Genomic DNA, 25,869 nt, shown 5'->3' with positions numbered 1-25,869 from the left:
GCGACGAGCATCGGGTGTGCGGACGCCGGCACGATCGCACGCCGGCGTCGCCGACGAGTACGGAGACCGAAGATGACCGCAGTGGCCGAACCGATCGTGGACACCACCACCGCGCAGCCCTGGCGCGGCTTCGCCGGGCAGCGCTGGTGCGAGCACGTCGACGTGCGCGACTTCATCCAGGCCAACTACACGCCCTACGAAGGCGACTCCGCCTTCCTGGCCGGGCCGACCGAGCGCACCCGGACCGTGTGGGGCAAGGTGACCGCGCTGTTCCCCGAAGAGCGCCGCAAGGGCATCCTCGACGTCGACACCGCCACGCCCTCCACCATCACCGCGCACGCCCCCGGATACATCGACCGCGACCGCGAACTCGTCGTCGGCCTGCAGACCGACGCCCCGCTCAAGCGCGCGATCATGCCCAACGGCGGCCTGCGCACGGTCGAGAACGGCCTGCGCGCCTTCGGGTACGAGCCCGACCCGTTCGTCACCAAGGTCTTCGGCACCTACCGCAAGACCCACAACGACGGCGTCTTCGACGCCTACACCGCCGAGATGCGCCGGGCCCGCAAGGCCCACATCATCACCGGACTGCCCGACGCCTACGGCCGCGGCCGGATCATCGGCGACTACCGCCGCGTCGCGCTGTACGGCGTGGACCGGCTGACCGAGGCCAAGCGCGCCGAACGGGCACTGCTCGACGAACAGCCCTCCACCGAGGCCGTCATCCGCGACCGCGAGGAACTGGCGGAGCAACTGCGCGCCCTGGACGAGCTCACGCGCATGGCGGCCGGCTACGGCTGCGACGTCTCCCGCCCGGCCGCCACCGCCCGCGAGGCCGTGCAGTGGCTGTACCTGGGATACCTGGCGGCGGTCAAGGAGCAGAACGGCGCCGCCATGTCGCTCGGCCGCACCTCGACCTTCCTCGACGTCTACCTCGAACGCGACCTGGCCGAAGGCCGGATCGACGAGGAGCACGCGCAGGAGCTGATCGACGACTTCGTCATCAAGCTGCGCATCGTACGCTTCCTGCGCACCCCCGAGTACGACGAACTGTTCTCCGGCGACCCCACCTGGGTGACGGAGTCCATCGGCGGCATCGGCACCGACGGCCGCCCCCTGGTCACCCGGACCTCGTTCCGCTTCCTGCAGACCCTCTACAACCTGGGACCGGCACCCGAGCCGAACCTCACCGTGTTCTGGTCGCCCCGACTGCCCGACGGCTTCAAGCGCTTCTGTGCCCGGGTCTCCATCGACACCAGCTCCATCCAGTACGAGTCCGACGACCTGATGCGGCCGTGCACGGGCGACGACACGGCCATCGCCTGCTGCGTGTCGGCGATGGCCGTGGGCAAGCAGATGCAGTTCTTCGGCGCACGCGTCAACCTCGCCAAGGCACTGCTGTACGCGGTCAACGGCGGCCGCGACGAGATCTCCGGCGAACAGGTCGCCCCGCCCATGCCTGCGCTGACGGGCGAGTACCTGGACTACGAGGAGCTCACCGAGGCGTACGGCCGCGTCCTCGACTGGCTCGCGGGCACGTACGTCGACGCCCTCAACGTCATCCACTTCATGCACGACAAGTACGCCTACGAACGCATCGAGATGGCACTGCACGACCACCCGGTGCGGCGCACCATGGCCTGCGGCATCGCCGGGCTCTCGGTCGCGGCAGACAGCCTCTCGGCGGTCAAGTACGCGCGCGTGAAGGTGATCCGCGACGAGAACGGGCTCGCGGTCGACTACGCGGTGGAGGGCGACTACCCGGCGTACGGCAACAACGACGACCGGGCCGACGAACTGGCGGTCGCACTCGTCCGGTCCTTCATGGGCAAGATCCGCCGGCACCCCACCTACCGGGACGCCGAGCACACCCAGTCCGTCCTCACCATCACCTCCAACGTCGTCTACGGCAAGCACACCGGCAACACCCCCGACGGGCGCCGGGCCGGACAGCCGTTCGCCCCGGGCGCCAACCCCATGAACGGCCGGGACCGGCACGGCATGGCGGCCTCCGCCCTGTCGGTGGCCAAGCTCCCCTACACGGCGGCCCGGGACGGCATCTCGCTGACGTCCACCATCACCCCCGCCGGTCTCGGGCGCAGCCCCGAGGACCGGGTGACCAACCTGGTGGGGCTGCTCGACGGCTACACGGCCTCCGGGGGCTTCCACGTGAACGTCAACGTCCTGGACCGCGCCACCCTGGAGGACGCCATGGAACACCCGGAGAAGTACCCGGACTTGACCATCCGGGTCTCCGGGTACGCCGTGAACTTCGTCCGGCTCACCCGCGAACAGCAACAGGACGTCATCAGCCGCACCTTCCACGGTGCCGCGTGAGCGACGTCCACGGTCCGGTCCGGGCGGGTAGCACCGCCCGGCCCGGACCGGCGGCGGGCAGGGTCCACTCCTGGGACCTGTCGACGGGCGTCGACGGGCCCGGCACCCGCTTCGTGCTGTTCACCAGCGGCTGCCCGCTGCGCTGCCTGTACTGCCAGAACCCCGACACGTGGCGCATGCGCGACGGCCACACCATGACCGTGGACCAGGTGATGGCGGAGATCGACAAGTGCCGTGCCTTCCTGGCCGCTTCGGGCGGGGGAGTGACGCTCAGCGGCGGCGAACCCCTGCTCCAGTCCGCCTTCACCGGCGAGATCCTGCGCCGGTGCAAGGAGGCCGGCCTGCACACGGCCCTGGACACCTCGGGGAACCTGGGAGCCCGCGCCGACGACGCCCTGCTCGCGGACACCGGCCTGGTGCTGCTCGACATCAAGTCCTTCGACCGCGCCCTCCACCGCAGGCTCACCGGCGGCGAGTTGGAGCCGACCCTGCGCTTCGCCCACCGGCTGGACGCGCTCGGGGTGCCGGTATGGGTGCGGTACGTGCTCGTCCCCGGCTGGACGGACAAGGAGGCCGACGTCGACGGCCTGGCCGCCTTCGTGGCGGGGCTGTCCGTCGTCGAACGCGTCGACGTCCTGCCGTTCCACAAGCTGGGTGCCGCCAAGTACGCGGCACTCGGCCTGTCCTTCCCCCTGAGCGGCACCCCGGCGCCGCAGCCGGCCCTGGTGGAGCGGGTCTGCGAGCAGTTCCGGGCGTACGGCCTCAGGGCGGACTGACGCAACTCCGGGGAGACCACCGGTCGTCAGACCGTGGTCTCCCCGGCGGGAACCAGCCGGTTCACCACGCCGATGACGCCGTCCACCCGCCAGGCGAGCCGGACCGCGGTCCAGACGTCCAGACCGCGGTACACGGGCCCGTCCAGCGTGACCACTCCGTCCGCGACGGAGACGGACACGGAGCCGGGCGGCAGGCTCAGTGCGCGTCCGAGCACCTCGTCCGCCACCTCCGTACGGATCTCCTCGTCCGTCCGCAGGAACACCCGCAGCAGGTCGTGCCGGGTGATGATGCCGATGAGCCGGTCCTCCTCGTCCACCACGGGGAGGCGGTTGACATGGTGGCGTTCCATGACCCGCGCGGCGTCCGAGACCCGTTGCTCGGGGTGGACGGTGAGGGCGGGGGTGGACATCAGCCCCCGCGCCGTCTCCGTGCCGACTGCCTGATGACGGGTCAGGTCCGCTTCGGAGACGACGCCGAGCACCTTGTCGTCGTCGTCCACCACCGGCACACCACTGACGCACCGCCGGTCGAGCAGGAGCACCAGATCCGCGAACGTGGTGTCGCGGCCCGCGTGAGCGACCTCGCGCGTCATCACCTCACCGACTGTCCGGGACTTCACGGCAGACCTCCTTTCCCGGCGATCCTCGTGTGCCGCGGTCACGCGGCGTTTTCCCAGCTTCGCGCGCGGACCCGGCGGACGCAGGGGCCGAGTGTCCCCGATCGGCGGACCGGAGCGCCAGGTCGAGTGGCCCGCGGACGGTCCGTCCCGCCCCGTCATGCCGGCCTGACCCCGGCACGCGGTGTCGGACCGCCGTCGGGCCCGTAACCGAAGCGGACCAGGAACTGCGGGTAGCGGAACCGCCGCCGCAGCAGGCACTCCCTCAAGTCGGGCCACTCCAGGGCCTGGTGCAGCGCCGAGGTCCGCACGCCGCGCGCGGTGGCCAGCAGGAGCATCCGCTCCAGGGCCTGCCCGGCCCGGAGCCAGTCCACCGGCCGGTCGTCGCTCGTCCACAGCAGCGCCAGCTGCGCGTGGCGCTCGAAGCGCAGGGCGGGCAGGTGCGGGGTGTCGGCCGACCCCGTGAAGTCGCGCATCGGTATCCGCCGCGCGGTGTCGCGAGGGCCCAGCGCCGTGACCGGGACGCCGTAGGGCCCCGCCCCGGCCGGGGCGACCCAGGCCCGGCTCTCCGCGATGCGCCACCGGTCGGCGTGGTTGCGCCGCTCGGCCTCGGCGGTCAGGCCCAGCAGGACCTTGGTCTCCACGATGCCCGGGAGATGGACCCGGGCGCCCTCCGCACGCGCGGCGGAGGCCATCTCCGCCACCACCGGCTCCGCCACGGGACGGCCCGTGAAGGGCAGCCGGCTGGTGTGCCGCCGCGCGATGGCGTCGTACAGGGCCGGATGCCCGGAGCCGGTGTCCCCGGCGGCGATCAGGCGCACGGTCGCGAGGAGTTCGGGGTCGTCCCCCTCCGGCAGCAGGTGCACGTCCGGTTCCCAGCCCAGATGCGCGGCCGCCACCCGGAGGTTGAACACCGCGGCCCCCACCGAGAGGTGCAGGGCCCGGCGCAGCGGGTCCGCCAGCGGCAGCGAGCGCTGCAGCGCGGCGCGGACCTCCACGGCGGGGGTGTCCGGATCCAGCCGGAACCGCCACGGCTGGGAGTTGTGGATCGATGGCGCGGCCACCGCGGCGGAGATGAGCGTTTCGATGGCGGCTGCGTCGATGTCCGGGGCACGCATCGCGATCCTTCCTTTCCTGGGCCGTGACGGCCGGTCCGGGTGCTGAGCCCCAGGCTTCGCCGCCGTCGTGCGCCGGACCATGGCCCAGGCGGCCCGGAAACCAGGAGACCGGCCCTGATCTGCACGGGGAGGCGCAGGAAGGTGAAGGAAGGCCCCCTGGGCCGGGTGGGAGGGCCGGTCGGCCCATGTCGCGGGTCCGGTGGCGGGACAGGATGGAGCGGGTCCCGCCCGGCGGGACGGTCACTTGAGTACGGAGCACGTCATGACGGTCGACAGCACAGCAGGGACCGGCGCGCAGGCGCCCGTCACGGTTTTCCTCCTCGACGATCACGAAGTGGTACGACGAGGCGTCCACGACCTGCTGTCCGCCGAGCCCGGCATGACCGTGATCGGCGAGGCCTCCACGGCCGCGGACGCGCTCGCCCGCATCCCCGCACTCCGCCCCCGCGTCGCGGTGCTCGACGTCCGCCTGCCCGACGGCGACGGGGTGAGCGTCTGCCGCGAACTCCGCTCCCGGATGCCCGGTCTCGCCTGTCTGATCCTGACCTCCTTCGACGACGAGGAAGCGCTGCTCGACGCGATCCTGGCCGGGGCCTCCGGCTACGTCCTCAAGCAGATCAGCGGCAACGACCTCGTCGGCGCCGTGCGCGTCGTCGCCTCCGGCAAGTCCATGCTCGACCCCGGCACCACCACCCGGCTGATGGCCCGGCTGCGCGGCGAGCACCGGCGCGAGGAGGAGCAGCGGGACGTGCCCGACCTCGACGAGCGCGAGCTGGAGATCCTGGCACTGGTGGGAGCGGGCCTGACCAACCGGGAGATCGGCCAACGGCTCTATCTCGCCGAGAAGACGGTCAAGAACAATGTCTCCCGTCTGCTGGCCAAGCTGGGGGTGGAGCGGCGGGTACAGGCCGCCGTGATCGCCACCCGCTTGCCGGAGGCCGGCAGGAGACGGTCCGGACAGTCCGCGCTGCTCCGGCGGCGACGCGGCTGACACGACGGCCGGTCGCCCGTCTATGACGGGGAGTCAATTGTGTGGCTGGCACCGACCCCACGGAACGTGCGGGGACGCGCGGCGGACGTGATCTCCATGGCCGGTTCAGCTGCCTGAACTCCGCCCTGCATGTCCCAGAGTGCGCAGGGCGGCGGTACGTGCCCCCGCGACACAGGCGGCGACGCCCACGCCCTCGTACGCGGCCCCGCACACCTCCAGGCCGGGCAGCCCGGCCACGGCGTCACGGATCGTGCGCACCCGGTCGAGGTGTCCCACGGAGTACTGCGGCAGCCCCCGCGCCCACCGCGAGACGTGGAAGTCGACCGGGCGGCCCAACGGGACCAGGATCTCGGACAGTTCGGCGAGGCAGACGGCGGCCAGCTCGCCGTCCTCCCGGCCGAGCAGGGACTCCTCGCCCAGCCGGCCGACGGAGGCGCGCAGGACGAACGTTCCGGGGGCGGCCTCGGCGAGCCAGTGCCACTTGTTGCTGAGGAAGGTGGCGGCCTTCACGGCCTTCCCCTCGACGGGCGGGACGAGGAAGCCGTTGCCGCGGGGCACGCCGGCCGGCATCTGCGCGCGGTCGAAGGCCAGGGTCACCAGCGCCATGCTCGCGTGCTCGATCGCGCTCAACTCGCGGGCCGCCACGGGCGCGTGCGGTCGCAGGAGCGGGGCGGCGGCATAGGCGGGGGTGGCCAGGATCACGGAGTCGGCCTCCAGCGTGCGGGGCGAGGAGCCGGAGACGACGACCCGCCAGCCGTCGGGGGTGCGGTGCAGCTCCCGCACCCGGGTCCGGGCGAGCACCCGTGCCCCGCAGGTGTCGGCCAGGGTGCGGGGCAGCCGCGCGAGGCCGCCGCGCAGCCCCTGCATCACGGCGGGAGGAGCTCCTGCCTTCGACGGCGCACCGGAGCGCAGGGCGGTGAGCAGCGAACCGCCGCGGGCGGCGATGTTCGCGACCCCGGGCAGCGCGGCGCGCAGCGAGATCCGGTCCGCCCGTCCCGCGTAGATCCCGCCGAGCAGCGGCTCGACGAGCCGGTCCACCGCCTCCCGGCCGAGCCGGTCCGCGAGATACGCCCCGACGCTCGTGTCGCCGTCCAGGGGCGCGGCGGGGAGCTCCTCCTCGCGCCGGAGCCGGGCCAGGCCCTCGGGCGACAGCAGGCCGGTGTCCCGGAGTGCGGCGAGGTCCGTGGGTATCCCCATGACGTGGCCCGCGGGCAGGGGGCGCAGGGTGCCCCGGGTCCACAGGGTGACGGGGGCCTGCGCGGGCGCGACGAGGTCGTTGCCGAGTCCGGCGGCCTTGGCGAGGTCCACCGCCTCCGGGCGCAGGGCCAGCACCGCCTCCGCCCCGTCGTCGACGGGGACGCCGGCGACGGTGCCGGAGCGCAGGATGCCGCCCGGCTGCGGGCCGGCCTCCACGACGGTGACCTCGGCCTCGGCCCTGAGGTACCACGCCGCGGTGAGGCCGCTGATGCCGCCGCCGATGATGATCACTGATTGCACGAGGGCCTCCTGGCCGGTCGGGTTCGGGGTCGGTCTTCGGTGGCGGGGGATGTCCCGCCGCGTCAGGTGGGCGGCAGTCCGGTGGCGAGCAGGACGACTCCCAGGGAGCCGGCCAGAGAGGCGACCGCGAGCGCCCGGGCAGTCCTCGGCCGGCCGCGGGAGTACGCCCACCCGTGGGCGGCGGCCGCCGCCAACACGGCGAGGAACAGGGCGAGTTTGGCCGCCAGCGTGCGGCCGTAGCCCGGCTCGGCGAGCGTGGCGAAGGTGATGCCCTTGTGCCAGGCCATGGCCCAGCCGGTGGCGATCTGCACCGGCAGGAACACCGCGCCGGTGAGGATCCCGAACCGCTTGCCCGCCGCCACGGCGAACCGCGCCCGCTCCTCCTCGGACAGCATGCGGCGGGCCAGCGGCAGGATCACCAGTGACAGGGCCAGCTGGCCGCCGACCCACAGAACGGCTCCGGTCACATGGACGAAGCGGACCAGCGTCCAGAGCCCGATGGCGCTTGTCATGGCGTGTGTTCCTCGCTCATCTCGCCGCGAGCAGCAGCTGTGCCACGTCCCGCTGGTGGGGAAAGGAACCGGGACGGTAACCGCACCACGGCTCCTGGGCGTACGGGTCGCCGGTCGCGCTGTAGGCGCGCGAGCGCGAACCCCCGCAGACCACGCGGAATTCGCACCGCCCGCACCGGCCGCCGAGCCGGTCGGGGTCGCGCAGACCGGTGAACAGTTCGGAGGTGCGGTAGATCTCGGTCAGCGGCCGGGTGCGCACGTTGCCCGCGGCGAGCGGCAGGAAGCCGCTCGGGTGCACCGTGCCGGTGTGGGAGACGAAGGCGAACCCCCGGCCGGCGTTGACGTCCAGCGGGGGACGCCGCGTGCGCCGCTCCGCGACGTCCAGCCCGAGTTCGGCCGCCCGCTCGCGCAGCTTCCCGTACAGCGGGCCGAGCCCCAGCGCCGCGACGTGGTCCTCGCCCCTGGCCGCCAGCACCGCGCGCTGCAGGGCGACGCGGCGGAAGTGGTGCGCCTCGGTGGTCTTGGCGGGCACCGCCAGCCCCACGTCGTGGACGAAGTTCAGGACGTCCTCCGCCTCGCCGGGCGTGAGCGCGTCCAGCAGCCGTCCGCGTCCGGTGGGCACCAGGAAGAACGCGCTCCACAGCATGGCCCCGTGCTCGCGCACCAGGGCGACGATGTCCGGCAGGTCGAGCAGGTTGTGACGGGTGACCGTGGTGTTGATCTGCACCTTGAGCCCGAGCCGGCGGGCCGCGTCCCAGGCGTCCAGCGTCCAGTCGTACACGCCGGACACGCCCCGGAAGGTGTCGTGCAGCGCTGCGGTGGACCCGTCCAGGCTCAGCGAGAGGCCGACCGCCCCCGCGTCGCGCACGGCACGCAGGTTCTCGGGGGTGAGGGTGGGCGTGCCGGAGGGGGAGACGGCCACGTGCAGCCCGGAGAGGGTGCCGTAGGCGATCAGCTCCAGCAGGTCGGGCCGCTGGAAGGGATCGCCGCCGGTGATCACGAACAGGGGCGCGGGGCGGCCGAACGCGGCGACCTGGTCCAGCAGTTCCTTGGCTGCGGCGGTGCCGAGTTCACCGGGGTCCCGGTCGGGGACCGCCTCGGCCCGGCAGTGCCGGCAGGCGAGCGGGCAGGCCCGGGTGGACTCCCAGATGACGATGAAGGGCCGGTCCGACACGTCCCGGCGCGTGCTGCGCACCGGACGGCGGGCGCTCATCGCGGCCACCGGCCGCGACCGGCCGCCCGGGTGTCACCATGGCCCGGGCGGACCGGCCGGTGACCGACGGGAGGTGCCGCGTGCGGTGCCCGCCCGGGCGGGTGTGAGGGGGAGTGTCCGGGCCGGAACTGCCTGCGGTCGTGCACGAGAACCTCCGTATCGGTTGCCGCCCAGCATGCGATGTCCGGCTGCCCGCGGGCGGCGGCCGAGCGGCCCCGTTCCGGGGCCGTTGGTCCCGCGCCGGACGTCGTATCCCGGGCCGTGCGGCCACCCGGACAGGGACCTTTCGCCCCGCCTTGTCCGGTTCGCTCTCGCCTAGCGTTCGATCCCATGGACAACGACGAGACCGCCGGTAACCCCGGTGCCCGCGGGGAACAGGGCGGGCCTCTCGCCGCGCGGCGGCTGCTGACACGGCACCACGAGACCTCGGCCGACGGACGCGCCCTGTTCGCCCCCGGCGACACGCAGTGGGAGGGCTTCTACCGCAGCCGCTGGGCCCACGACAAGGTCGTGCGCTCCACGCACGGCGTCAACTGCACCGGCTCCTGCTCCTGGATGGTGCACGTCAAGCAGGGCATCATCACGTGGGAGCACCAGGCCACCGACTACCCCTCCATCGGCACCGGCTGCCCCGAGTACGAGCCGCGCGGCTGCCCGCGGGGCGCCTCGTTCTCCTGGTACACCTACTCGCCCAGCCGTGTCCGCCACCCGTACGTGCGCGGCGCGCTGCTCAAGATGTGGCGCGAGGCCCGCAGACGGCTGGGCGATCCCGTGGCGGCCTGGGCCGAGATCACCGGGGACCCGGCCAAGGCCCGTGCCTACAAGAGGGCCCGCGGCAAGGGCGGCCTGGTGCGCGCCGACTGGGACGAGGTCTCCGAACTCGTCGCCGCCGCCCACGTCCACACCATCAAGACCTACGGCCCCGACCGGGTGGCCGGCTTCTCCCCGATCCCCGCCATGTCCATGGCCTCCTTCGCGGCCGGCTCGCGGTTCATGTCGCTCATCGGCGGCACCCTGCTGTCCTTCTACGACTGGTACGCCGACCTGCCGGTCGCCTCGCCGCAGGTCTTCGGCGACCAGACCGACGTGCCCGAGGCGGCGGACTGGTGGAACGCGGGCTACCTGGTCATGTGGGGTTCCAACATCCCCGTCACCCGCACCCCCGATGCCCACTTCCTCACCGAGACCCGCTACAACGGCACCAAGGTCGTCGCCGTCAGCCCGGACTACGCCGACAACGTCAAGCACGCCGACGAGTGGCTCGCCCCGCACCCCGGCACCGACGGGGCGCTCGCGATGGCCATGGGCCACGTGATCCTGCGCGAGTTCCTCGTCGACCGGAGCACCCCGTACTTCGAGGACTACCTGCGCCGGTTCACCGACGCACCCTTCCTCGTCGCCCTGCGCGCCCACGACGACGGACGGTACGTCCCGGACCGCTTCCTGACCGCCGCCGACCTCGGAAGTGAAGAGGAGAACGCCGAGTTCAAGACCGTCCTGACCGATCGGGAGAGCGGCGAGCCCGTGGTCCCCAACGGCTCCCTCGGCTTCCGCTGGGGCGACACCGGAGAGGGCCGCTGGAACCTCGAACTCGGCGACACCGTCCCCGAACTGACCCTGCTGGAGCGGGCCGAGGAGAACGTCGAGCTCGCGCTGCCCCGGTTCGACGAGGGCCCCACCGAGGGCGGCTCCGCCACGGTGCGCGGCGTGCCCGCCCGCCGGGTGGGCGGCAGGCTCGTCACCACCGTCTTCGACCTGATGCTCGCCCAGTACGGAGTATGCCGCGACGGACTGCCCGGCGACTGGCCCGACTCCTACGACGACGCGACCCGGCCCTGCACCCCCGCCTGGCAGGAGAGCATCACCTCCGTCCCGGCGGAACAGGCCGCACGCATCGCCCGGGAGTTCGCCCGCAACGCCGAACGCACCCGCGGCCGTTCGATGATCGCGCTGGGAGCCGGCACCAACCACTGGTTCCACTCCGACACCGTCTACCGTGCCTTCCTGGCCCTCACCACCATGACCGGCTGCCAGGGCGTCAACGGCGGCGGCTGGGCGCACTACGTCGGACAGGAGAAGGTCCGCCCCGTCACCGGCTTCCAGCACCTGGCCTTCGCCTTCGACTGGCAGCGGCCCACCCGGCACATGGCGGGCACCTCGTTCTGGTACCTCAACACCGACCAGTGGCGGTACGAAGCCTTCGGCCCCGGGGAACTCGCCTCGCCGCTCGGCGAAGGCCGCTTCGAGGGCAAGGGGTTCGCCGACTGCCTGGCCCAGGCCGTCAGGAACGGCTGGACACCCGGCCACCCTGGCTTCAACCGCAACCCCCTCGACCTCGCCGACGAGGCCGCCGCCGCACACCGCCCCGTCGCCGACCACATAACCGGCGAACTCGCCGCCGGACGGCTGCGGTTCGCCGCCGAGGACCCCGACGACCCGGCCAACTTCCCCCGCGTCCTGACCGTCTGGCGCGCCAACCTGCTGGGCTCCTCCGGCAAGGGCAGCGAGTACTTCCAGCGCCACCTGCTCGGCACCGACGCCGCCGTGCGCTCCGAGGAGTCGCCTCCCGGCACGAGGCCGAAGGACGTGACCTGGCACGAGCAGGCCCCCGAGGGCAAGCTCGACCTGCTGGTCACCCTCGACTTCCGCATGACCTCCACCGGGCTGTACTCCGACGTGGTGCTGCCCGCGGCCACCTGGTACGAGAAGGACGACCTGTCCAGCACGGACATGCACCCCTTCGTCCACGCCTTCACCCCCGCCATCCCGCCGCCCTGGCAGGCGCGCACCGACTACGACACCTTCCTGACCCTCGCCGACCGCTTCAGCGAACTCGCCGCCGAACACCTGGGCACCTGCACCGACGTCCTCGCCGTGCCCCTGCAGCACGACACCCCCGACGAACTCGCCCAGCCCCGCGGGGCCGTCGGCGACTGGCGGACCGGCACCTGCGCACCCGTACCCGGCCGCACGATGCCCAGGCTCGTCACCGTCGAACGCGACTACGCGGCCGTCGCCCGGAAGATGCGCGCGATCGGCCCGCTGCTGGACGACCTCGGCACCACCACCAAGGGCATCACCGTCCAGGTCGGCCCCGAACTGGACGAACTGCGCCGCCGCTGCGGCACCGTGCGCGACGGCATCGCCGCCGGACGGCCCTCGCTGGCCACCGCCTCCGACTTCTGCGAGGCCGTGCTCGCCCTGTCCGGCACCACCAACGGACGTATCGCCACCGCCGGCTTCCGCGCCCTCGAACAGCGCACCGGCACCGACCTGGCCCACCTCGCCACCGAACGGGAGGGGGAACGCATCACCTTCGCCGACACCCGCACCCAGCCCCGCGCCGTCATGACCTCCTACGAGTGGTCCGGCAGCGAGACCGGCGGACGCCGCTACTCCCCGTTCGTCATCAACGTCGAGCACCGCAAGCCCTGGCACACCCTCACCGGACGACAGCACTTCTTCGTCGACCACGTCTGGATGGCCGAACTCGGCGAACAGCTCCCGGTCTTCCGCCCGCCCCTGGACAGCCGCCGCCACTACGGCGACGAGCACCTGCACGAGGAGGGCCGCGCGGAGGTCACGGTGCGCTACCTCACCCCGCACTCCAAGTGGTCCGTCCACTCCACCTACCAGGACAACGCCCACATGCTCGCGCTGTCCCGCGGCGGGCCGGTGATCTGGATGAGCACGGCCGACGCCGCGCGCATCGGCGCCGAGGACAACGACTGGGTCGAGGCATACAACCGCAACGGCGTCGTCGCCGCCCGAGCCGTCGTCACCCACCGTATGCCCGAGGGGACCGTGTACATGTACCACGCCAAGGACCGCACCGTGAACGTGCCGAAGACCGAGGTCGGCGGCAAGCGCGGCGGCATCCACAACGCCCTCACCCGGCTGCTGATCAAGCCGACCCATCTGGCCGGCGGGTACGCCCAGTTCACCTACGCCTTCAACTACTACGGACCGACCGGCAACCAGCGCGACGAGGTCACCGTGATCCGCCGCCGTTCGCAGAACGTGGAGTACTGACGTGCGTGTGATGGCCCAGGTCGCCATGGTCATGAACCTCGACAAGTGCATCGGCTGCCACACCTGTTCGGTCACCTGCAAACAGACCTGGACCAACCGCAGCGGCGTGGAGTACGCCTGGTTCAACAACGTCGAGACCAAGCCCGGAGTCGGCTACCCCCGCCGCTACGAGGACCAGGAACACTGGAAGGGCGGCTGGGCCCTCGACGGCAAGGGCCGGCTGGCCCTGCGCTCCGGCAGCCGGCTGAAGCGGCTCTCCTCCCTGTTCTCCAACCCCCGGCTGCCCACGATCGACGACTACGCCGAGCCCGTCACCTACGACTACGACACCCTCGTCAGCGCCCCGGCGGGCCAGGACGTCCCCGTCGCACGCCCGCGCTCGGCGCTCACCGGCCGCCCCACCGCGATCACTTGGGGCGCCAACTGGGAGGACGGACTGGGCGGTACGCCGGAGCACGGTGCCGGAGACCCCAACCTCGGCGGCGGCCTGGCGGAGAAGGTCCGGTTCGAGTTCGAGCAGACCTTCATGTTCCACCTGCCGAGACTGTGCGAACACTGCCTCAACCCCGCCTGCGTCGCCGCCTGCCCGTCGGGCGCCCTCTACAAGCGCACCGAGGACGGCATCGTCCTCGTCGACCAGGACCGCTGCCGCGGCTGGCGCATGTGCGTCTCCGCCTGCCCCTACAAGAAGGTCTACGTCAACCACGCCACCGGCAAGGCGGAGAAGTGCACCTTCTGCTTCCCGCGCATCGAAGCCGGACAGCCCACCGTCTGCTCCGAGACCTGCGTCGGCCGGCTGCGCTACCTCGGCGTCGTCCTCTACGACGCCGACCGGGTGGGCCAGGCCGCCGCCATCCCCGAGGAGACGGACCTGCTCGACGCCCAGCGCAATCTCCTCCTCGACCCCCACGACCCCGAAGTGGCCGCCGCCGCCCGCGCGAACGGCATCGCCGACGACTGGATCGACGCCGCCCGGCGCTCACCCGTACGCGCCCTCATCAGCGAATACCGGGTGGCCCTGCCGCTGCACCCGGAGTACCGCACCCTCCCGATGGTCTGGTACGTGCCCCCACTGTCCCCGGTCCTGGACGCGGTCGGCGCGACGGGCGGCAGCTCCGACGACCCCGACCACGTCTTCGCCGCCGTCACCCGGCTGCGCATCCCCCTGGAATACCTCGCCGCCCTCTTCACCGCCGGCGACACCGACGCCGTGGCCGGCGTCCTGATGAAACTGACCGCCCTGCGCAGCCACATGCGCACCCGCACCCTCGGCGACCCCGCCGACCCGGGCCTGCTCGACGCCGTGGGACTCACCCCCGAACAGGCCGACGACCTGCACCGGTTGCTGGCCGTCGCCAAATACACCGACCGCTTCGTCGTACCCGCCGCACACAAGGAAGCGGCCACCGGGGACCCGGGCACAGCCGGCTTCCGCTGCCCGGTCGACACCCACGACCGGCAGCCGGGGGAGGGCCGCACCATGCTCGGCATGCCCGCCCGGCGCCGCACGGAAAGGGACGCACCGTGAACCTGTTCACCCGCGACCGGCGGCCCACCCCCCGGCAGACCGCGGAACGCGCCCGGTCGATGCGCCTGCTGTCCCTGCTGCTCCAGTACCCCGACGCCGAACTGGCCGCTGCCGCACCGGAACTGGCCGCCGCCGTCGCACAACTGTCGCCCTCACCCGCCGCGAAACACCTGACCCGGTTCACCGACTGGTTCGCCCCGCAGCCCGCACACGAACGGCAGATGCACTACGTCGACGTCTTCGACCTGCGCCGCAGGAGCGGACTGCACCTCACCTACTACCTGCACGGCGACACCCGCCGCCGCGGCACGGCCCTGCTCGCCCTCGCCCAGACCTACCGCGCCCACGGCTGGGAGGTCGCCGACGGCGAACTGCCCGACCACCTGCCGGTCGCCCTGGAGTTCGCGGCCCTCCTGGGGCCGGGGCCGGGCGAGGCACCCCTGCGCCGCCACCGGCGCGGGCTGCAGCTGATCCACCACTCCCTCGACGACCTGGAATCCCCCTACCGCCACCTCCTCGCGGCCCTCCTCGCCCTGCTCCCGCCGCCGACGGCCGCCGACCGGGAAGCGGTGCGCCGCCTGGCGGCCGAAGGCCCGCCCGCCGAACAGGTGGGCCTGCAGCCCTACGGAACCACTCCCACGAACCCGGAAGACCCCCGATGACCCACCTCGCCTCGCAGCCCCTCCTGTGGGTCGCGTTCCCCTACATCTGCCTGACGGTGTGCGTCGCCGGCCACATATGGCGATACCGCCGGGACCGGTTCGGCTGGACGTGCCGCACCACCCAGCTCCTGGAACACCGCTGGCTGCGCTTCGGCAGCCCGCTGTTCCACGCGGGAACCTTCGCCGTCATCGGCGGACACGCCGTGGGCCTGGCCGTACCCGCGACCTGGACGGAAGCCGTCGGGATCAGCGAACACGCCTACCACGTCACGGCCGTGGGCCTCGGCACGGCCGCCGGGGCGGCGATGGTGGCCGGGCTGGCCATGCTGTGTGCACGCCGCCTGCTGTCCGCACGCGTCCGCCGCACCACCGACCGCAGCGACCGCGTCCTCTACCCGGTACTGTTCACGACCGTCCTGCTGGGCGTTGCGGCCACCGCCGTGCACAACGTGGCCGGAGGCGGCTACGACTACCGCGCCACGATCTCGGTCTGGTTCCGCGGGCTGTTCACCCTGCAACCGCACCCCGCCGCCATGGCCTCGGCACCCCTGCTGTTCCAACTCCACATCCTGAGCGCCTTCCTGCTCTTCGCCGTGTGGCCCTTCACCCGCCTCGTGCACGTCTGGAGCGCACCCGTCGGCTACCTCAGGCGCCCGGCGCTGGTCTACCGGAGCCGGAAGGACGGGTGACCGGAACGCAGGTACAGGTCGCGCAACAGCGCGATCTCAGCGCCGTGATGGATCACCTCACGGTTGATGTGGAGCACCACAGCCGCCAGCGGGCGGCCGGCGAAGGGGCCTGCGGCCGGACCGCAGAGGCGGGCCGCATCCGCGGGGCCGAGCGACCGCATTCCGGAGGACCACGCGTCGTAGGCCCGGTCGAGCTGGCCGAGTGCCTCGGCCGCGGTGCCGGCATAGACATGGGTGCCGTAGTCGACGGGCGGTCCACCGAAGAACATCTCCGCGCGCTTGGCCAGGACATGGACGGTGATGTGGGCCAGCCGCCAGGCGATGGTCGTGACCGGCGCCGGCTCGGGGGTGGAGAAGTCGTAGTCGACGGTGAACGTCCCCCCGCCCAACTCGTCCTCCGCGCGGCGCGGCCGCAACGTCCAGCAGCCGGGCACCGGCTCCCAGAAGTATTCGTCGTCCGTCAGCCCGTCCAGCCGGGGCCGCAGCCGTTGCTCCCAGTGCGAGTTCAGCTGATCGCCGAGTTCGGCCGGCCAGTCGATGTCCATGGTGTGCCTCCCATCGTGCTGTCTAGACTGCTCAGGTCGCGACGCAAGTGTGGCCTCTCCTCGTCATCCCTGGGGAGAGGCCACGTGCCATTCGGGATGGCTTAGCGAGTCATTCCGATGTGGCCGGCGTGAATGCGCCCGATGAACGAGGTCCAGGCCGTGCTGGTGAAGACGACGACGGCACCGGTCGGCTTCTTGCTGTCGCGGACGGGCACGACTGCGTCGAGGTCGTCGGATACTTCGACGCAGTCGGTGCCGTTGCCGCTGTGAGTGGACTTGCGCCAGGTGACGTACGTCAGGTCAATGGTGCTCGCAGTGCGCATGGTGCTCCTCACGGGCTTTACGGATCAGGTCGGTTGACGCCGACGGCGTCAGGACGTCGAGATCCAGGTGATCGTAGAAGGCCCTGTATACCGCCACTTCGCTTGGCGCTTCCAGGAAGGCCCCGTTGATGCCGCTCTCCCAGTAGACTGCCTCGTTCTTCCCTGGTCGTGAAAGGAGCATGAGGGCTCCGATGGAGGTAACCCCGCCTGGGATCTGCCTGTTGAAAGGCAGGATGCGGAAGGTGATGCGGGGCCGCTTGGAGTGTTCGAGGAGATGCGTGAGTTGGGCGCACATCACGTCGTGGCTGCCGACGACGCGATAGAGCGCGGCCTCGTCCATGATGCTCCAGAGCCACGGCGGGTCATCTCCTCCGAGGATGGTCTGGCGCTCCATGCGGGCCTCGACCTTCTCCTCGGCATCTCCCCCGAAGAGGGTGACACCAGCGCTGATGATCGCCCGTGCGTAGTCCTCGGTTTGCACGAGTCCAGGGACGATGTTCGCGAAGTGCTGGATGCGGGTCGTTTCAACTTCGGCTGACAGGTATGCGTGGGACCAGATCGGGTAAGTGGTTTGCCGCTGGATGTCCTTGCGCACGTGGTACCACGTCGCGACCAACTCGCCTCCGGCGCCCGCAGCATCGTCGATCAGCTGCGCAGTGTCCGCGTTGGGGATCTCCTTGCCGAGTTCGATGCTTGCGACCATCGCCTGCGACAGGGGAATCTTCCTCCCGAACTGGGTCTGCGTCAGCCCAACGGCTTTACGCCTGTTGCGCAGCATGGATCCTGCAAGTGATGCGAGATTCCGTAATGGGTCAAGTTCCTTTGCTGCTGGCATCGTTGCCCCTCCTTCGTCGTATCGGTGCGTCAACTGATACGCGACTCGGAACCTCGATACCCAGAGCATGGTGACCTCACACACGCGACCGGATACTGGGGTGACTGAACCACCCCCTCCTTCCGGTATCGGGTGTTCGGTTCACCAGTGCGGCGGCTCGCCGTCCCTCGAAGGCAGTGAGTAGCGGCGGACCGTCGCAACCACCATCATCACCGCTCGTGCAGGAGCCCTCCCATGCCCTTGTTCCCGCGCACAGCCATGTCCGGCGCCGATCCGCGTACCGAGGAGCACCACGAGCGCGCCGTCGAATCTCCCCTCGGCGCCCGCTATTGGCACTCACATGGTGATCCGCAAGAGTGGAGCAGTAACGACTTCGAGGACTACTACGACCTCGCACGGGCGATGCCGCTCCCGGATTTCAGCCCCGGGGGAGACCCGGTAACCGCGGCCGCCGACCACTCCGAGTCTGCCGCGCAGCACACGCACCCGATCGACGTACAGGACATCACCGCGACCATCGGCAAGCCCCTGGACGCGATGCCGCTGGCCGACACCGTGGATGACCTGCTCACCGCCTTGCGGGGGCATGTGAGGCGTCTGCTGCCCGTCGTGGAAGCGCAGGATTGGGCGTCCAGCGACCAGCAGCGCATCGTCCAGCTCCTTGTCGGCGAGATCCGTAAGAAGCTCGACTCCGCTCCCACCGCCGGCGGTCAGGTAGTTGCCTGGTGCGTATACGCGCAGGAGCTCGCCCGCGCCTGCCGGGGCCTGCTCGGACTCGCACTGACGGAGCCTGGGGACGACCAGTGGTGCCAAGGGGGGGCAGCCGAATGAGCTGCCACGCGCGCCCTCGCGGTTCCACCTGGTACGACCCGGTAGGCGACGTGTGCAAGTGGATCTACGGGCTGGGTGTCATCGCGACGCTGGTCCTGCTCGGACAGATCGTCGAGCAACAGCAGCACGCCGCCACGGCCCCCGTGGCCACTGCGCCCGACACGCCGGCCGAGAAGTGAACAGCCTTGAAATGTCCTGCTGTTGGCCCGGCCGGGATTCCCTGCCCGTCCGATGTGTCCTCACCCCCGGGCGGGCAGGCCACGGGCCCCACGGGCCAGGCGCGTTCGGGCTGACTACCGGTCGAAGGAGGTCTATATGACCCGCTCCTCTCACAGGTCAGGGACGGATCTGCTCCAGACGTCGCCATATCTCACTCATGTCATCCCGGGGGCTGATCCGCCGGTCGTCTACCTGAGCGACACGTTCGGGCCCGTGTTTCCCGAGGGCGCTCCGCCGTCGGCCGACGCGGTGTTCGGGATCATCGGCCTCGACCGTCAGATCGCCTGGCAGGACGACTGCCAGATGCTGGAGCTGCTCACCGCATGTGCGCGCGAGCCCCAGGCCGCATGTGCGCTGGCCGAACGGTTCGGCGCGGACCGGGTAGCCGTGGCCACGGCGCGGGACTGGTTACAGGTACCCAAGGACTTGTGCCGGGCGTACCGGCTGGTGTCCGGGGAGATCGAGGTCACCGCCCACTGCAACTGGGGCTGCCAATTCTGCCCCGTCGCCACCGACCCGAAGCCCCGGCAGACCATGCCGATGGACCTGTTCGAGGAGATCATCACCAAGCTGAAGACCGTCGGCACGGTCGACTACGTGACATTCCAGTTCTACAACGAGCCCACGCTGGACAGGTACTTCATCGATCGCGTAACGGTGCTGGCCCGGCACGGCATGCAGCTCGCCCTGTACAGCAACGCCTCGGCGCTGACCCAGGACAAGATCGACGCGTTGGTACGGCACGGCGTCCTGCGGCATCTCATCGTCAACATGCCCAGCGTCGACCCGCGCGAGTTCGCGGAGCTGACCGGGTCGCGCAGCTACCCGCGCACCGTGCGGAACGTGGAGGCGGCGATCAGCGCCGGGCTGCGCGTCCAGATCGTGGTGAACGGCGTCGGCGACCGGCTGGTCCGCAACCTCGACGGTATTACGCGCCGCTACCAGCCGCTGGGGGTGGAAGTCTTCCCCAGCCTGACCTGCGACCGGGCTGGCGACGTGGGTGGACCGTACGCCCAGGACGTGCGAGTCGAGGGACGGCTGACCGGATGCGGCTGGCCTGTCCAGCACGCCAACTTCAGCGTCACCGGTGACCTGTTCCTGTGCTGCAACGACTATTACCAGCGTGAGGTCTTCGGGAACATCCGCGACGGGTCCATCGACGAGCTCATGACCAGCGACGCCGCCGTGAGCCTGCGCCAGAAGGTGTTCGGTGTGACCGACGCGCCGAAGGACTTCATGTGCCGACGCTGCCACAACCAGACGTCGGACTATCCCGGCCGGGACTTCCGGCCGATCGCGACCTTCGGATAGGGAGGGTTCATGCCGGACCCTGTGAAGATCTGGTACGTCGCCGGGCAACGGCTGTGCAACTTCGACTGCGACTACTGTGTGTCCACCGGCGACTGGGCCAAGAGCAATCGCTACGACTGGAAGAACCCCGCTGACCGGGAGACCTTCACTGCCGTTGTGGACTGGATAGCCTCGCGGCCCTGCTCGGTCGAGGTACGCCTCGGGAGTCTGGGCGAGCCCTTCGCCTCCCCCTTCTTCCTGGAGAGGGCGGGCTGGCTCACCCAACAGCCCGGCGTGCGGTACGTGGAGCTGCTGTCCAACGGATCCCTCATCAAACGCCGACTGCCCAAGCTCGAACACCACGCGAACCTGGGCAAGTTGTCGCTGTGGCTGACCTGGCACGAGGGCCAGATCCCGCTGGAGAAGTTCATCGACGCCGCCGCGTTCGCGCAGGAGGAGTACGGCTGCTTCGTCGTGGTCAACGCGCTGCTGTTCAACGGCCACGACACCGCCGAGATCCAGTGCGTTCGTGCCGCAGCCCTGACGGCCGGTCTGCGCTTCAACGTCGACCTTGGCTACGACCCCACCGCCCCGTCGGCGTCCTTCGACCACAACGGTGACCCAGCCCACGCGGTGCCGGCGATACGCAACGCGGACGTGCTGGACGTGTTGGACACGGTGGACGCCTGCGGTGGTGACGCCGCGCTCACCAAGGCTGCCTTGACCGGTCTTTCCTCGCCGCTCGGGCAGTCCTGCCGGGCCGGGCACGACTACGTGTTCATCGACATCCACGGTCAGGTCTACCGGTGCTCCCGCTACGCGGCTCTGGAACGCGCTCCGCTCGGCAGCGTCCTGGACCCGGAGTTCGAGCTGCCGCTGCGCGCCGAGCGGTGGGCACCATGCGAGGCGGCCAGCGGCTGCTGCAACAAGGAGGACTTCCTCAACCTGCAGGTCGCCGAGTCTCTGCGCTCCCGAGACGTGCCCAGTCTCGGCTGGACGAACGCCTGACCTGAACCGACGACATCAAGGAGCCTCAGATGCTGCTGGGTGACATGACCTGGCCCGACTTCCAACGGCGCGCCGGGAACGGATACGCCATCGTGCCGGTCGGCGCCCTTGAACCGCACGGCCCCCACCTCCCGCTCGCCTCGGACACGGTGATCAGTGAGTACTTCGCCACCCGGCTCGCCCGCGACCTCGGCGGCTTCATCACCCCGTCCATCGGCTACGGGATCGCCACCCCGCCCTATCGTCTGGGCGGCACCTTCCCTGGCGTCATCAGCATCAGCGGCAGCACCTTCATGCACCTCGTCGGCGACGTCCTGTCCTCGCTGGCCGACAACGGCGTCCGCAAGTTCGTCATCGTCAACTCCGCTATCGACAACGTCGGCTTCCTCTGCGAGGCGGCTCGCTCGTTCACCGAGAGCACCCCGGGCGCCCGCGTCGTGATCGTCGCCTGGTGGGACGTCGTCGGCGAGCGGTTCCGCGACGACCTCGCCACCGAGACCGGCGTCGCCCGCCGGAACGATCACCATGCGGCCATAGTCGAGTCCAGCCTGGTCATGCACATTGCGCCAGAGGCCGTTCAGCCCGACCAGCTCACGGCCAGACCCAGCACCAGCGGCGAGCCGCGCCGGATGCGCTACCACGTCTACCCGCTGCCGCCGGACGCCACGACCGACTCCGGCATCGTCTACACCGCCGACAACGCTAGCGCCGCCTTGGGCGAGAGAGTTGCCGACCAGGTCGCCCGCCAGCTCGAAGCAGCGGTCCGCCTGGAGTTCAAGGACCCCCGCAGTCAGTAGCCCCACCACCCGTACGAGATGCAGCAACATGCCCGGCGCCATCGGACCCCCACTCGCGAGCGGACAAGGAGACAGCCAGTGGCACCAGCACCTCTCGGCCAGAAAGGCGGGAAGACGGACACGTACTTCCTGTTCTCCCCGTCAGCTTCCTACCCTCAGCCCTTCGCCTGCCTGATTGACCGCCGTGGACGTGTCGTTCATGCCTGGTCCAGCGCGCTCGACCAGCCCGCGCCCGAGACCGAACCGTCGACCTACCTGCGCGGCTGGAACCACGTCGAACTGGCTGACGATGGCGGCCTGTTCGTCACGGTGCCGCTGCACGCGCTGCTCAAACTCCGCCCGGACTCCAGCCTCGCCTGGCGGGCCGAGCTGCCCGTCCACCACGACCTCGACGTCCACCCCAGCGGCGACGTCTACGCCCTCACCGAGGAACCTCGGAGCGTTCCCTGGCCGGGCGGTGCCCGCGTCCTGCTGGACAACACCATCACCATCCTGAGCAGCCACGGCGAGATCCACGCCGCGCACTCGCTCTATGACATCCTCACCATCGACCCGGGCCTGAAGGCCCTCATCGAGAAGGAAGCCGACCAGCGCGCTGCGAGCGGCCACCTGCCCGCACCGGGCACGTACGAGGTGAACGGCCAGCGCGGACGTGAGGTCTCGCGGCATTTGCGGGACCTGCCCGGCTCGCCGTGCGACGTCTTGCACGCCAACACCGTCGAGATCCTCCGCGCCCACCCCCAAGGGCTGTGGAACGACGGCGATGTCCTGGTATCCCTGCGCAGCCTCGACCTGATCGCGGTGCTGGACCTGACCGCACGGGCGGTCCGCTGGTTCTGGGGACCGGGTGAGCTGTCCGGCCAGCACCAGCCTTCTGCCCGGACCGGCGGCACCGTGCTCGTCTTCGACAATGGACAGGCCCACGGCCGCTCCCGCGTCCTGGAGATAGACCCGGTCAGCAATCAGGTCGTCTGGCAGTACATAGCGGACCCGCCCGAGAGCCTGTTCTGCGCGATGGCCGGCGGGTGCGAGGAACTGCCCGGCGGAACCATCTTGATCAGCGACGCCCAGAGCGGGCGGGGCATCGAAGTCACGCGCGAGGGCCGCACCGCATGGGCCGTGCGGATCAGCACTCGGAAGCCGGCGAAGGCGGCTTCCTCCCGCGCCGAGTTCTACCGCATGACCGCTGTGCCCGCCGCCACCGCCGCTCTCCTGGGCGACGGCGACGGGCCCGCCCGGGACCTGGTCCGCTCCCGGCTACGGTGCGAACTGCGGGACAGCCTCCCCCTCACCTTGAGGAGCACCCTGTGATCAGCGTGATCATCCCCACCGCCGACCGCCCCGGCCCGCTGCACCGGGCCCTGCGCAGTCTGGCCCGTCAGACCCACCGCGACTTCGAGGTCATCGTCGTCCGCGACGGCGGCCTGTCCGTGCGAACGGTCGTCGACAGCTGGAAACACGACCTGCCGATCACCCTGATCGACACCGATCCCCGGCGCGGTGTCAGCCACGCCCGCAATACCGGGCTGGCTGCTGCCCGCGGCGAGCATGTCGCCTTCCTGGATGACGACGACATCTACCTCCCCCAACACCTGGCCACCGCCCACCGCACCCTGGCCGCCGGACACGCCGACACGGTGTACGGCGGGGCACTTGTCAGCTCCCGCTGGATCGAGGCCGTCCCTTGCGCACCGCACCTGCTCCCGCGCAAGGACTACCCCTTCGACGACGCCTTCCTGCTGGTCGCCAATTACATCCACACCGGCTCCGTAGTGACCTGGAACTTCGCCCGCACAGAAGTCAGGTTCGACGAGGGAATGACGCACTGTGAGGACTGGGCCCTGTGGCTGGCCCTCCGCCGGACCCTACGATTCCGGTTCGCTTTCCTCAGCGACATCACATCCGTGTACCACCAGGTCCCGCGCCCCAGCGCCGTCTCCTCGGCCTACCTGACCAGCCCCACCCCCTTCACCAGCGCCCGCGCCCGCCTGTACGAGATGTGGCCGACCACGGATCCGCTCGTGCACGCCTACCGGGATTGGTTCCGGCGCTTCGACGCTAGCCTGGACGTTCACATCGAGCACGGCCGACCGCTCCCCGCGCACGTCTACGAGCACGCCGTCCGCGGGCTCCACCCCGGCTTCGCCGCCAGCGCTCCGCCCGACCCCACGCTGCTCGACAGCCTTCTTCCCACTGCCACAGCACCCCACCCCGCATCAAGCAGGCAGCTCGCGGAGGCCGCCCGTGCAGCCGGGTGACGACCCGGCGGCCTACGACGGCTTCGCGGACACCTTCGCAGCCGAGGCAGCCGTCAGCGCCTACAACGCCCACTACGACCGGCCCACCATCCTCAGTCTCCTCGGCGACGTGAGCGGCCAGCGCGTCCTCGACGCCGGATGCGGCCCCGGCCTGTACTTGGCCGAGCTGACCGCGCGCGGAGCCGAGGCGATAGGGTTCGACCAGAGCGCCGACATGGTCCGCCACGCCCGCCAGCGCCTCGGCCCCAGCACCCAGGTGCGCCAGCACGACCTCGCTGCCCCGCTCGACTGGCTGCCCGACGCCACCGTCGACGTCGTCCTCGCCACCCTGGTCATCCACTACGTCCACGACCGCGTAGCCGCCCTGCGCGAGCTTCATCGGGTCCTGCGTCCCGCTGGGCGTCTCATCCTCTCCACCAGCCACCCGACCGCCGACTGGCTTGCCGACGGCGGCAGTTACTTCGACGCCCGCCACGTCGAAGAGACCTGGACCGGCGGGATGCTCCACCGCTACTGGCGACAGCCCCTCCAACGCTGGGTCGAGGAGATCACCGACGCGGGCTTTGCCATCGAACGCCTGGTGGAACATCGCCCCGACCCGGCAATGGGCCAGCGCTATCCCCGTGAGTACGCCAAACTGACCCGCGAGCCAGGATTCATCGCCCTGCGGCTCGTGAAGATCACCATGACCCAATCCCTCCTGCTCTGACGGGGCGAACGCCATGAACGGGACCACACGATGCTGACCTGCGAGGACACGCTATGAGCGCCCCAATCCTGGCCATCGTGAGCGGCGGCCCCGGCACGGGGAAAACAACGCTCGCGCACGAGCTCGCCCGCGAACTCGGGTGCCCCGCGATCATCCGCGACGAGATCAAGCAGGGCATGGTCATGGCCACCCCCGGCTACCGCAACGGCGGGGACGACCCTCTCAACTACCCGACCCTCGAAGCCTTCTTCGGCGTACTGAAGGTCCTCCTCCACGCCCGGGTGACGGTCGTCGCCGAGGCCGCCTTCCAAGACCGGCTGTGGCGGCCGAACCTGGAGCCGCTCGCCAGCCTCGCGCGCATCCGGGTCATCCGCTGCACCACTCCCGCCGGCATTGCCCACGACCGCATCGTCCAACGCGCGAAGGAAAGCGCCCACCGGGCAGCGCACGGTGACCACGACCTGCTCGAAGCGATCGCCGCGGGGGAACACTCGCTTGACTCGTTCGTGCCGATCTCCCTGGACGTCCCCACCATGACGGTGGACACCTCGAGCGGCTACAGCCCGAGTATTGGGGAGATCGCTACGTTCATTCGAGCATCCGCTCCCGACGAGTGGCATGCCAGCGCTGGCTGACGAGCCGAGCCTGCGCTGGCCCGCGTGCTGCTTGCCCGCGTGCGCGGCCGCTCGCCCGTCCTTGCGGACCCCGGAGTCGTCGACTACGAGTATCCCACCCGGGTGCGGGGGCGGTCGCCGGATCCGCCAGCAGCAGTTCCAGCCGGCGGCGTTGACTTCCTCCTGGCTCTCGGTCGACTTGGGTAGGAAGAACTGCAACCGCTGCACCGTCCGGTGCTGGGCACCGACCACCGGCTCCGAACCCGCCAGACAGGTCGGTGTCTTGGTCCGGTCCCGCGGCAGCAGCAGACCAGCCAAGTACTCGCGAACTCCACTGCGCAGTGCCAGCGTGGAGAACAGGTCGTCAAAGCGCGCGGCATAGGCTTCCAACGGACCCGGAACGGGCGGACACGGCACACGCTGGGGCAACATGGCCCCTGAGAGGGCGTTAAGTCCGTTTCTGATAGC

Annotated in this window: 24 protein-coding genes and 1 pseudogene; 16 read left to right on the top strand and 9 right to left on the bottom strand. The window is 70.7% G+C overall.

The genetic code is table 11. From position 1 onward, the window contains the following. Positions 1-72: 72 nt before the first annotated feature. Entirely contained in the window at positions 73-2,337 is a 2,265-nt protein-coding gene (gene pflB, locus ACLHRZ_RS30760; RefSeq protein WP_490421853.1) for a formate C-acetyltransferase, read from the top strand. Then, on the top strand, positions 2,334-3,113 hold the full coding sequence (gene pflA, locus ACLHRZ_RS30755; protein ID WP_490421852.1) for a pyruvate formate-lyase-activating protein: 780 nt from the start codon (positions 2,334-2,336) through the stop codon (positions 3,111-3,113). Before pflB ends, pflA begins: the two co-directional genes overlap by 4 nt. 26 nt (positions 3,114-3,139) lie before the next feature. Here the strand turns inward: pflA and ACLHRZ_RS30750 are convergent, their stop codons facing one another. Both ACLHRZ_RS30750 and ACLHRZ_RS30745 read right to left on the bottom strand, forming a co-directional pair. Further along, a complete protein-coding gene (locus ACLHRZ_RS30750; protein WP_490421851.1) occupies positions 3,140-3,733 on the bottom strand; it encodes a CBS domain-containing protein in 594 nt (197 codons plus the stop codon). Positions 3,734-3,888: 155 nt separating this feature from the next. Then, entirely contained in the window at positions 3,889-4,848 is a 960-nt protein-coding gene (locus tag ACLHRZ_RS30745) for an Acg family FMN-binding oxidoreductase (RefSeq protein ID WP_490421850.1), read from the bottom strand. Positions 4,849-5,110: 262 nt separating this feature from the next. Between ACLHRZ_RS30745 and ACLHRZ_RS30740 the strand changes: the two genes are divergently transcribed. After that, positions 5,111-5,839, top strand: a complete 729-nt coding sequence (locus tag ACLHRZ_RS30740; RefSeq protein WP_490421849.1) for a response regulator — start codon at positions 5,111-5,113, stop codon at positions 5,837-5,839. Between the two features lie 105 nt (positions 5,840-5,944). Here ACLHRZ_RS30740 and hemG read toward each other — a convergent pair whose 3' ends face one another. The 3 genes from hemG to ACLHRZ_RS30725 form a co-directional block, all read right to left on the bottom strand. Next, complete coding sequence (gene hemG, locus ACLHRZ_RS30735) at positions 5,945-7,336, bottom strand: protoporphyrinogen oxidase (RefSeq protein WP_490421848.1); 1,392 nt, start codon at positions 7,334-7,336, stop codon at positions 5,945-5,947. A gap of 62 nt (positions 7,337-7,398) precedes the next feature. Then, entirely contained in the window at positions 7,399-7,848 is a 450-nt protein-coding gene (locus tag ACLHRZ_RS30730) for a hypothetical protein (RefSeq protein WP_490421847.1), read from the bottom strand. A 16-nt stretch (positions 7,849-7,864) separates the two neighbouring features. Beyond that, positions 7,865-9,061, bottom strand: coding sequence for a TIGR04053 family radical SAM/SPASM domain-containing protein (locus ACLHRZ_RS30725; RefSeq protein WP_490421846.1), 1,197 nt, complete (start codon positions 9,059-9,061; stop codon positions 7,865-7,867). Between the two features lie 330 nt (positions 9,062-9,391). On the opposite strand from ACLHRZ_RS30725, the gene ACLHRZ_RS30720 reads away from it, so the two are divergent. The 4 genes from ACLHRZ_RS30720 to narI are packed head-to-tail and all read left to right on the top strand — an operon-like array spanning position 9,392 to position 15,972. Then, a complete protein-coding gene (locus ACLHRZ_RS30720) occupies positions 9,392-13,093 on the top strand; it encodes a nitrate reductase subunit alpha (protein WP_490421845.1) in 3,702 nt (1,233 codons plus the stop codon). 1 nt (position 13,094) lies between these two features. Continuing rightward, on the top strand, positions 13,095-14,621 hold the full coding sequence (narH, locus tag ACLHRZ_RS30715; RefSeq protein ID WP_490421844.1) for a nitrate reductase subunit beta: 1,527 nt from the start codon (positions 13,095-13,097) through the stop codon (positions 14,619-14,621). Beyond that, entirely contained in the window at positions 14,618-15,283 is a 666-nt protein-coding gene (gene narJ, locus ACLHRZ_RS30710; protein WP_490421843.1) for a nitrate reductase molybdenum cofactor assembly chaperone, read from the top strand. Before narH ends, narJ begins: the two co-directional genes overlap by 4 nt. After that, positions 15,280-15,972 carry a respiratory nitrate reductase subunit gamma gene (gene narI, locus ACLHRZ_RS30705; protein ID WP_490421842.1) on the top strand — a complete coding sequence of 231 codons (693 nt, stop codon included), beginning with the start codon at positions 15,280-15,282 and terminating at the stop codon, positions 15,970-15,972. The genes narJ and narI overlap by 4 nt, the downstream gene beginning before the upstream one ends. Here narI and ACLHRZ_RS30700 read toward each other — a convergent pair. The 3 genes from ACLHRZ_RS30700 to ACLHRZ_RS30690 form a co-directional block, all read right to left on the bottom strand. Continuing rightward, the gene (locus ACLHRZ_RS30700; protein WP_490421841.1) at positions 15,948-16,517 is read right to left on the bottom strand and encodes a DinB family protein; all 570 of its coding nucleotides are present in this window, start codon (positions 16,515-16,517) and stop codon (positions 15,948-15,950) included. The genes narI and ACLHRZ_RS30700 overlap by 25 nt on opposite strands. 101 nt (positions 16,518-16,618) lie before the next feature. Continuing rightward, on the bottom strand, positions 16,619-16,840 hold the full coding sequence (locus ACLHRZ_RS30695; protein WP_490421840.1) for a DUF397 domain-containing protein: 222 nt from the start codon (positions 16,838-16,840) through the stop codon (positions 16,619-16,621). Continuing rightward, the gene (locus ACLHRZ_RS30690; protein WP_490421839.1) at positions 16,818-17,675 is read right to left on the bottom strand and encodes a helix-turn-helix domain-containing protein; all 858 of its coding nucleotides are present in this window, start codon (positions 17,673-17,675) and stop codon (positions 16,818-16,820) included. Before ACLHRZ_RS30690 ends, ACLHRZ_RS30695 begins: the two co-directional genes overlap by 23 nt. Positions 17,676-17,909: 234 nt before the next feature. Between ACLHRZ_RS30690 and ACLHRZ_RS30685 the strand changes: the two genes are divergently transcribed. From ACLHRZ_RS30685 to ACLHRZ_RS30645, 9 genes are all read left to right on the top strand, one after another. Beyond that, positions 17,910-18,506, top strand: coding sequence for a DUF6415 family natural product biosynthesis protein (locus ACLHRZ_RS30685; protein WP_490421838.1), 597 nt, complete (start codon positions 17,910-17,912; stop codon positions 18,504-18,506). Beyond that, the gene (locus ACLHRZ_RS30680) at positions 18,503-18,685 is read left to right on the top strand and encodes a hypothetical protein (RefSeq protein WP_490421837.1); all 183 of its coding nucleotides are present in this window, start codon (positions 18,503-18,505) and stop codon (positions 18,683-18,685) included. The genes ACLHRZ_RS30685 and ACLHRZ_RS30680 overlap by 4 nt, the downstream gene beginning before the upstream one ends. Positions 18,686-18,821: 136 nt before the next feature. Then, on the top strand, positions 18,822-20,036 hold the full coding sequence (locus ACLHRZ_RS30675; protein WP_490421836.1) for a radical SAM/SPASM domain-containing protein: 1,215 nt from the start codon (positions 18,822-18,824) through the stop codon (positions 20,034-20,036). 9 nt (positions 20,037-20,045) lie between these two features. After that, on the top strand, positions 20,046-21,023 hold the full coding sequence (locus ACLHRZ_RS30670) for a hypothetical protein (RefSeq protein WP_490421835.1): 978 nt from the start codon (positions 20,046-20,048) through the stop codon (positions 21,021-21,023). Between the two features lie 29 nt (positions 21,024-21,052). Beyond that, a complete protein-coding gene (locus ACLHRZ_RS30665; protein WP_490421834.1) occupies positions 21,053-21,820 on the top strand; it encodes a creatininase family protein in 768 nt (255 codons plus the stop codon). Between the two features lie 78 nt (positions 21,821-21,898). Further along, on the top strand, positions 21,899-23,131 hold the full coding sequence (locus tag ACLHRZ_RS30660; protein ID WP_490421833.1) for an arylsulfotransferase family protein: 1,233 nt from the start codon (positions 21,899-21,901) through the stop codon (positions 23,129-23,131). Continuing rightward, positions 23,128-24,078, top strand: a complete 951-nt coding sequence (locus tag ACLHRZ_RS30655; RefSeq protein WP_490421832.1) for a glycosyltransferase family 2 protein — start codon at positions 23,128-23,130, stop codon at positions 24,076-24,078. Before ACLHRZ_RS30660 ends, ACLHRZ_RS30655 begins: the two co-directional genes overlap by 4 nt. Further along, complete coding sequence (locus ACLHRZ_RS30650; protein WP_490421831.1) at positions 24,065-24,787, top strand: class I SAM-dependent methyltransferase; 723 nt, start codon at positions 24,065-24,067, stop codon at positions 24,785-24,787. Before ACLHRZ_RS30655 ends, ACLHRZ_RS30650 begins: the two co-directional genes overlap by 14 nt. 53 nt (positions 24,788-24,840) lie before the next feature. Next, positions 24,841-25,422 (top strand): P-loop nucleotide/nucleoside kinase family protein, encoded by a 582-nt coding sequence (locus tag ACLHRZ_RS30645; protein WP_490421830.1) that lies wholly within the window; start codon positions 24,841-24,843, stop codon positions 25,420-25,422. Between the two features lie 75 nt (positions 25,423-25,497). Here the strand turns inward: ACLHRZ_RS30645 and ACLHRZ_RS30640 are convergent. Beyond that, positions 25,498-25,833 (bottom strand): annotated as a pseudogene (locus ACLHRZ_RS30640) (IS701 family transposase); the annotation flags it as partial. Positions 25,834-25,869 lie beyond the last annotated feature (36 nt).

This window comes from Streptomyces sp. AM25, assembly GCF_058146165.1.
Note: the sequence above shows the minus strand (reverse complement) of the source record. Positions and strands in the feature narration are given on the sequence as shown.

Excerpts from the sequence above, each read along its gene's own strand:
- pflB (WP_490421853.1), top strand. The coding sequence starts at position 73 with ATGACCGCAGTGGCCGAACCGATCGTGGACACCACCACCGCGCAGCCC.
- ACLHRZ_RS30745 (WP_490421850.1), bottom strand. The coding sequence starts at position 4,848 with ATGCGTGCCCCGGACATCGACGCAGCCGCCATCGAAACGCTCATCTCC.
- ACLHRZ_RS30740 (WP_490421849.1), top strand. The coding sequence starts at position 5,111 with ATGACGGTCGACAGCACAGCAGGGACCGGCGCGCAGGCGCCCGTCACG.
- ACLHRZ_RS30730 (WP_490421847.1), bottom strand. The coding sequence starts at position 7,848 with ATGACAAGCGCCATCGGGCTCTGGACGCTGGTCCGCTTCGTCCATGTG.
- ACLHRZ_RS30725 (WP_490421846.1), bottom strand. The coding sequence starts at position 9,061 with ATGAGCGCCCGCCGTCCGGTGCGCAGCACGCGCCGGGACGTGTCGGAC.
- ACLHRZ_RS30720 (WP_490421845.1), top strand. The coding sequence starts at position 9,392 with ATGGACAACGACGAGACCGCCGGTAACCCCGGTGCCCGCGGGGAACAG.
- narI (WP_490421842.1), top strand. The coding sequence starts at position 15,280 with ATGACCCACCTCGCCTCGCAGCCCCTCCTGTGGGTCGCGTTCCCCTAC.
- ACLHRZ_RS30700 (WP_490421841.1), bottom strand. The coding sequence starts at position 16,517 with ATGGACATCGACTGGCCGGCCGAACTCGGCGATCAGCTGAACTCGCAC.
- ACLHRZ_RS30695 (WP_490421840.1), bottom strand. The coding sequence starts at position 16,840 with ATGCGCACTGCGAGCACCATTGACCTGACGTACGTCACCTGGCGCAAG.
- ACLHRZ_RS30690 (WP_490421839.1), bottom strand. The coding sequence starts at position 17,675 with ATGCCAGCAGCAAAGGAACTTGACCCATTACGGAATCTCGCATCACTT.
- ACLHRZ_RS30685 (WP_490421838.1), top strand. The coding sequence starts at position 17,910 with ATGCCCTTGTTCCCGCGCACAGCCATGTCCGGCGCCGATCCGCGTACC.
- ACLHRZ_RS30680 (WP_490421837.1), top strand. The coding sequence starts at position 18,503 with ATGAGCTGCCACGCGCGCCCTCGCGGTTCCACCTGGTACGACCCGGTA.
- ACLHRZ_RS30675 (WP_490421836.1), top strand. The coding sequence starts at position 18,822 with ATGACCCGCTCCTCTCACAGGTCAGGGACGGATCTGCTCCAGACGTCG.
- ACLHRZ_RS30670 (WP_490421835.1), top strand. The coding sequence starts at position 20,046 with ATGCCGGACCCTGTGAAGATCTGGTACGTCGCCGGGCAACGGCTGTGC.
- ACLHRZ_RS30665 (WP_490421834.1), top strand. The coding sequence starts at position 21,053 with ATGCTGCTGGGTGACATGACCTGGCCCGACTTCCAACGGCGCGCCGGG.
- ACLHRZ_RS30645 (WP_490421830.1), top strand. The coding sequence starts at position 24,841 with ATGAGCGCCCCAATCCTGGCCATCGTGAGCGGCGGCCCCGGCACGGGG.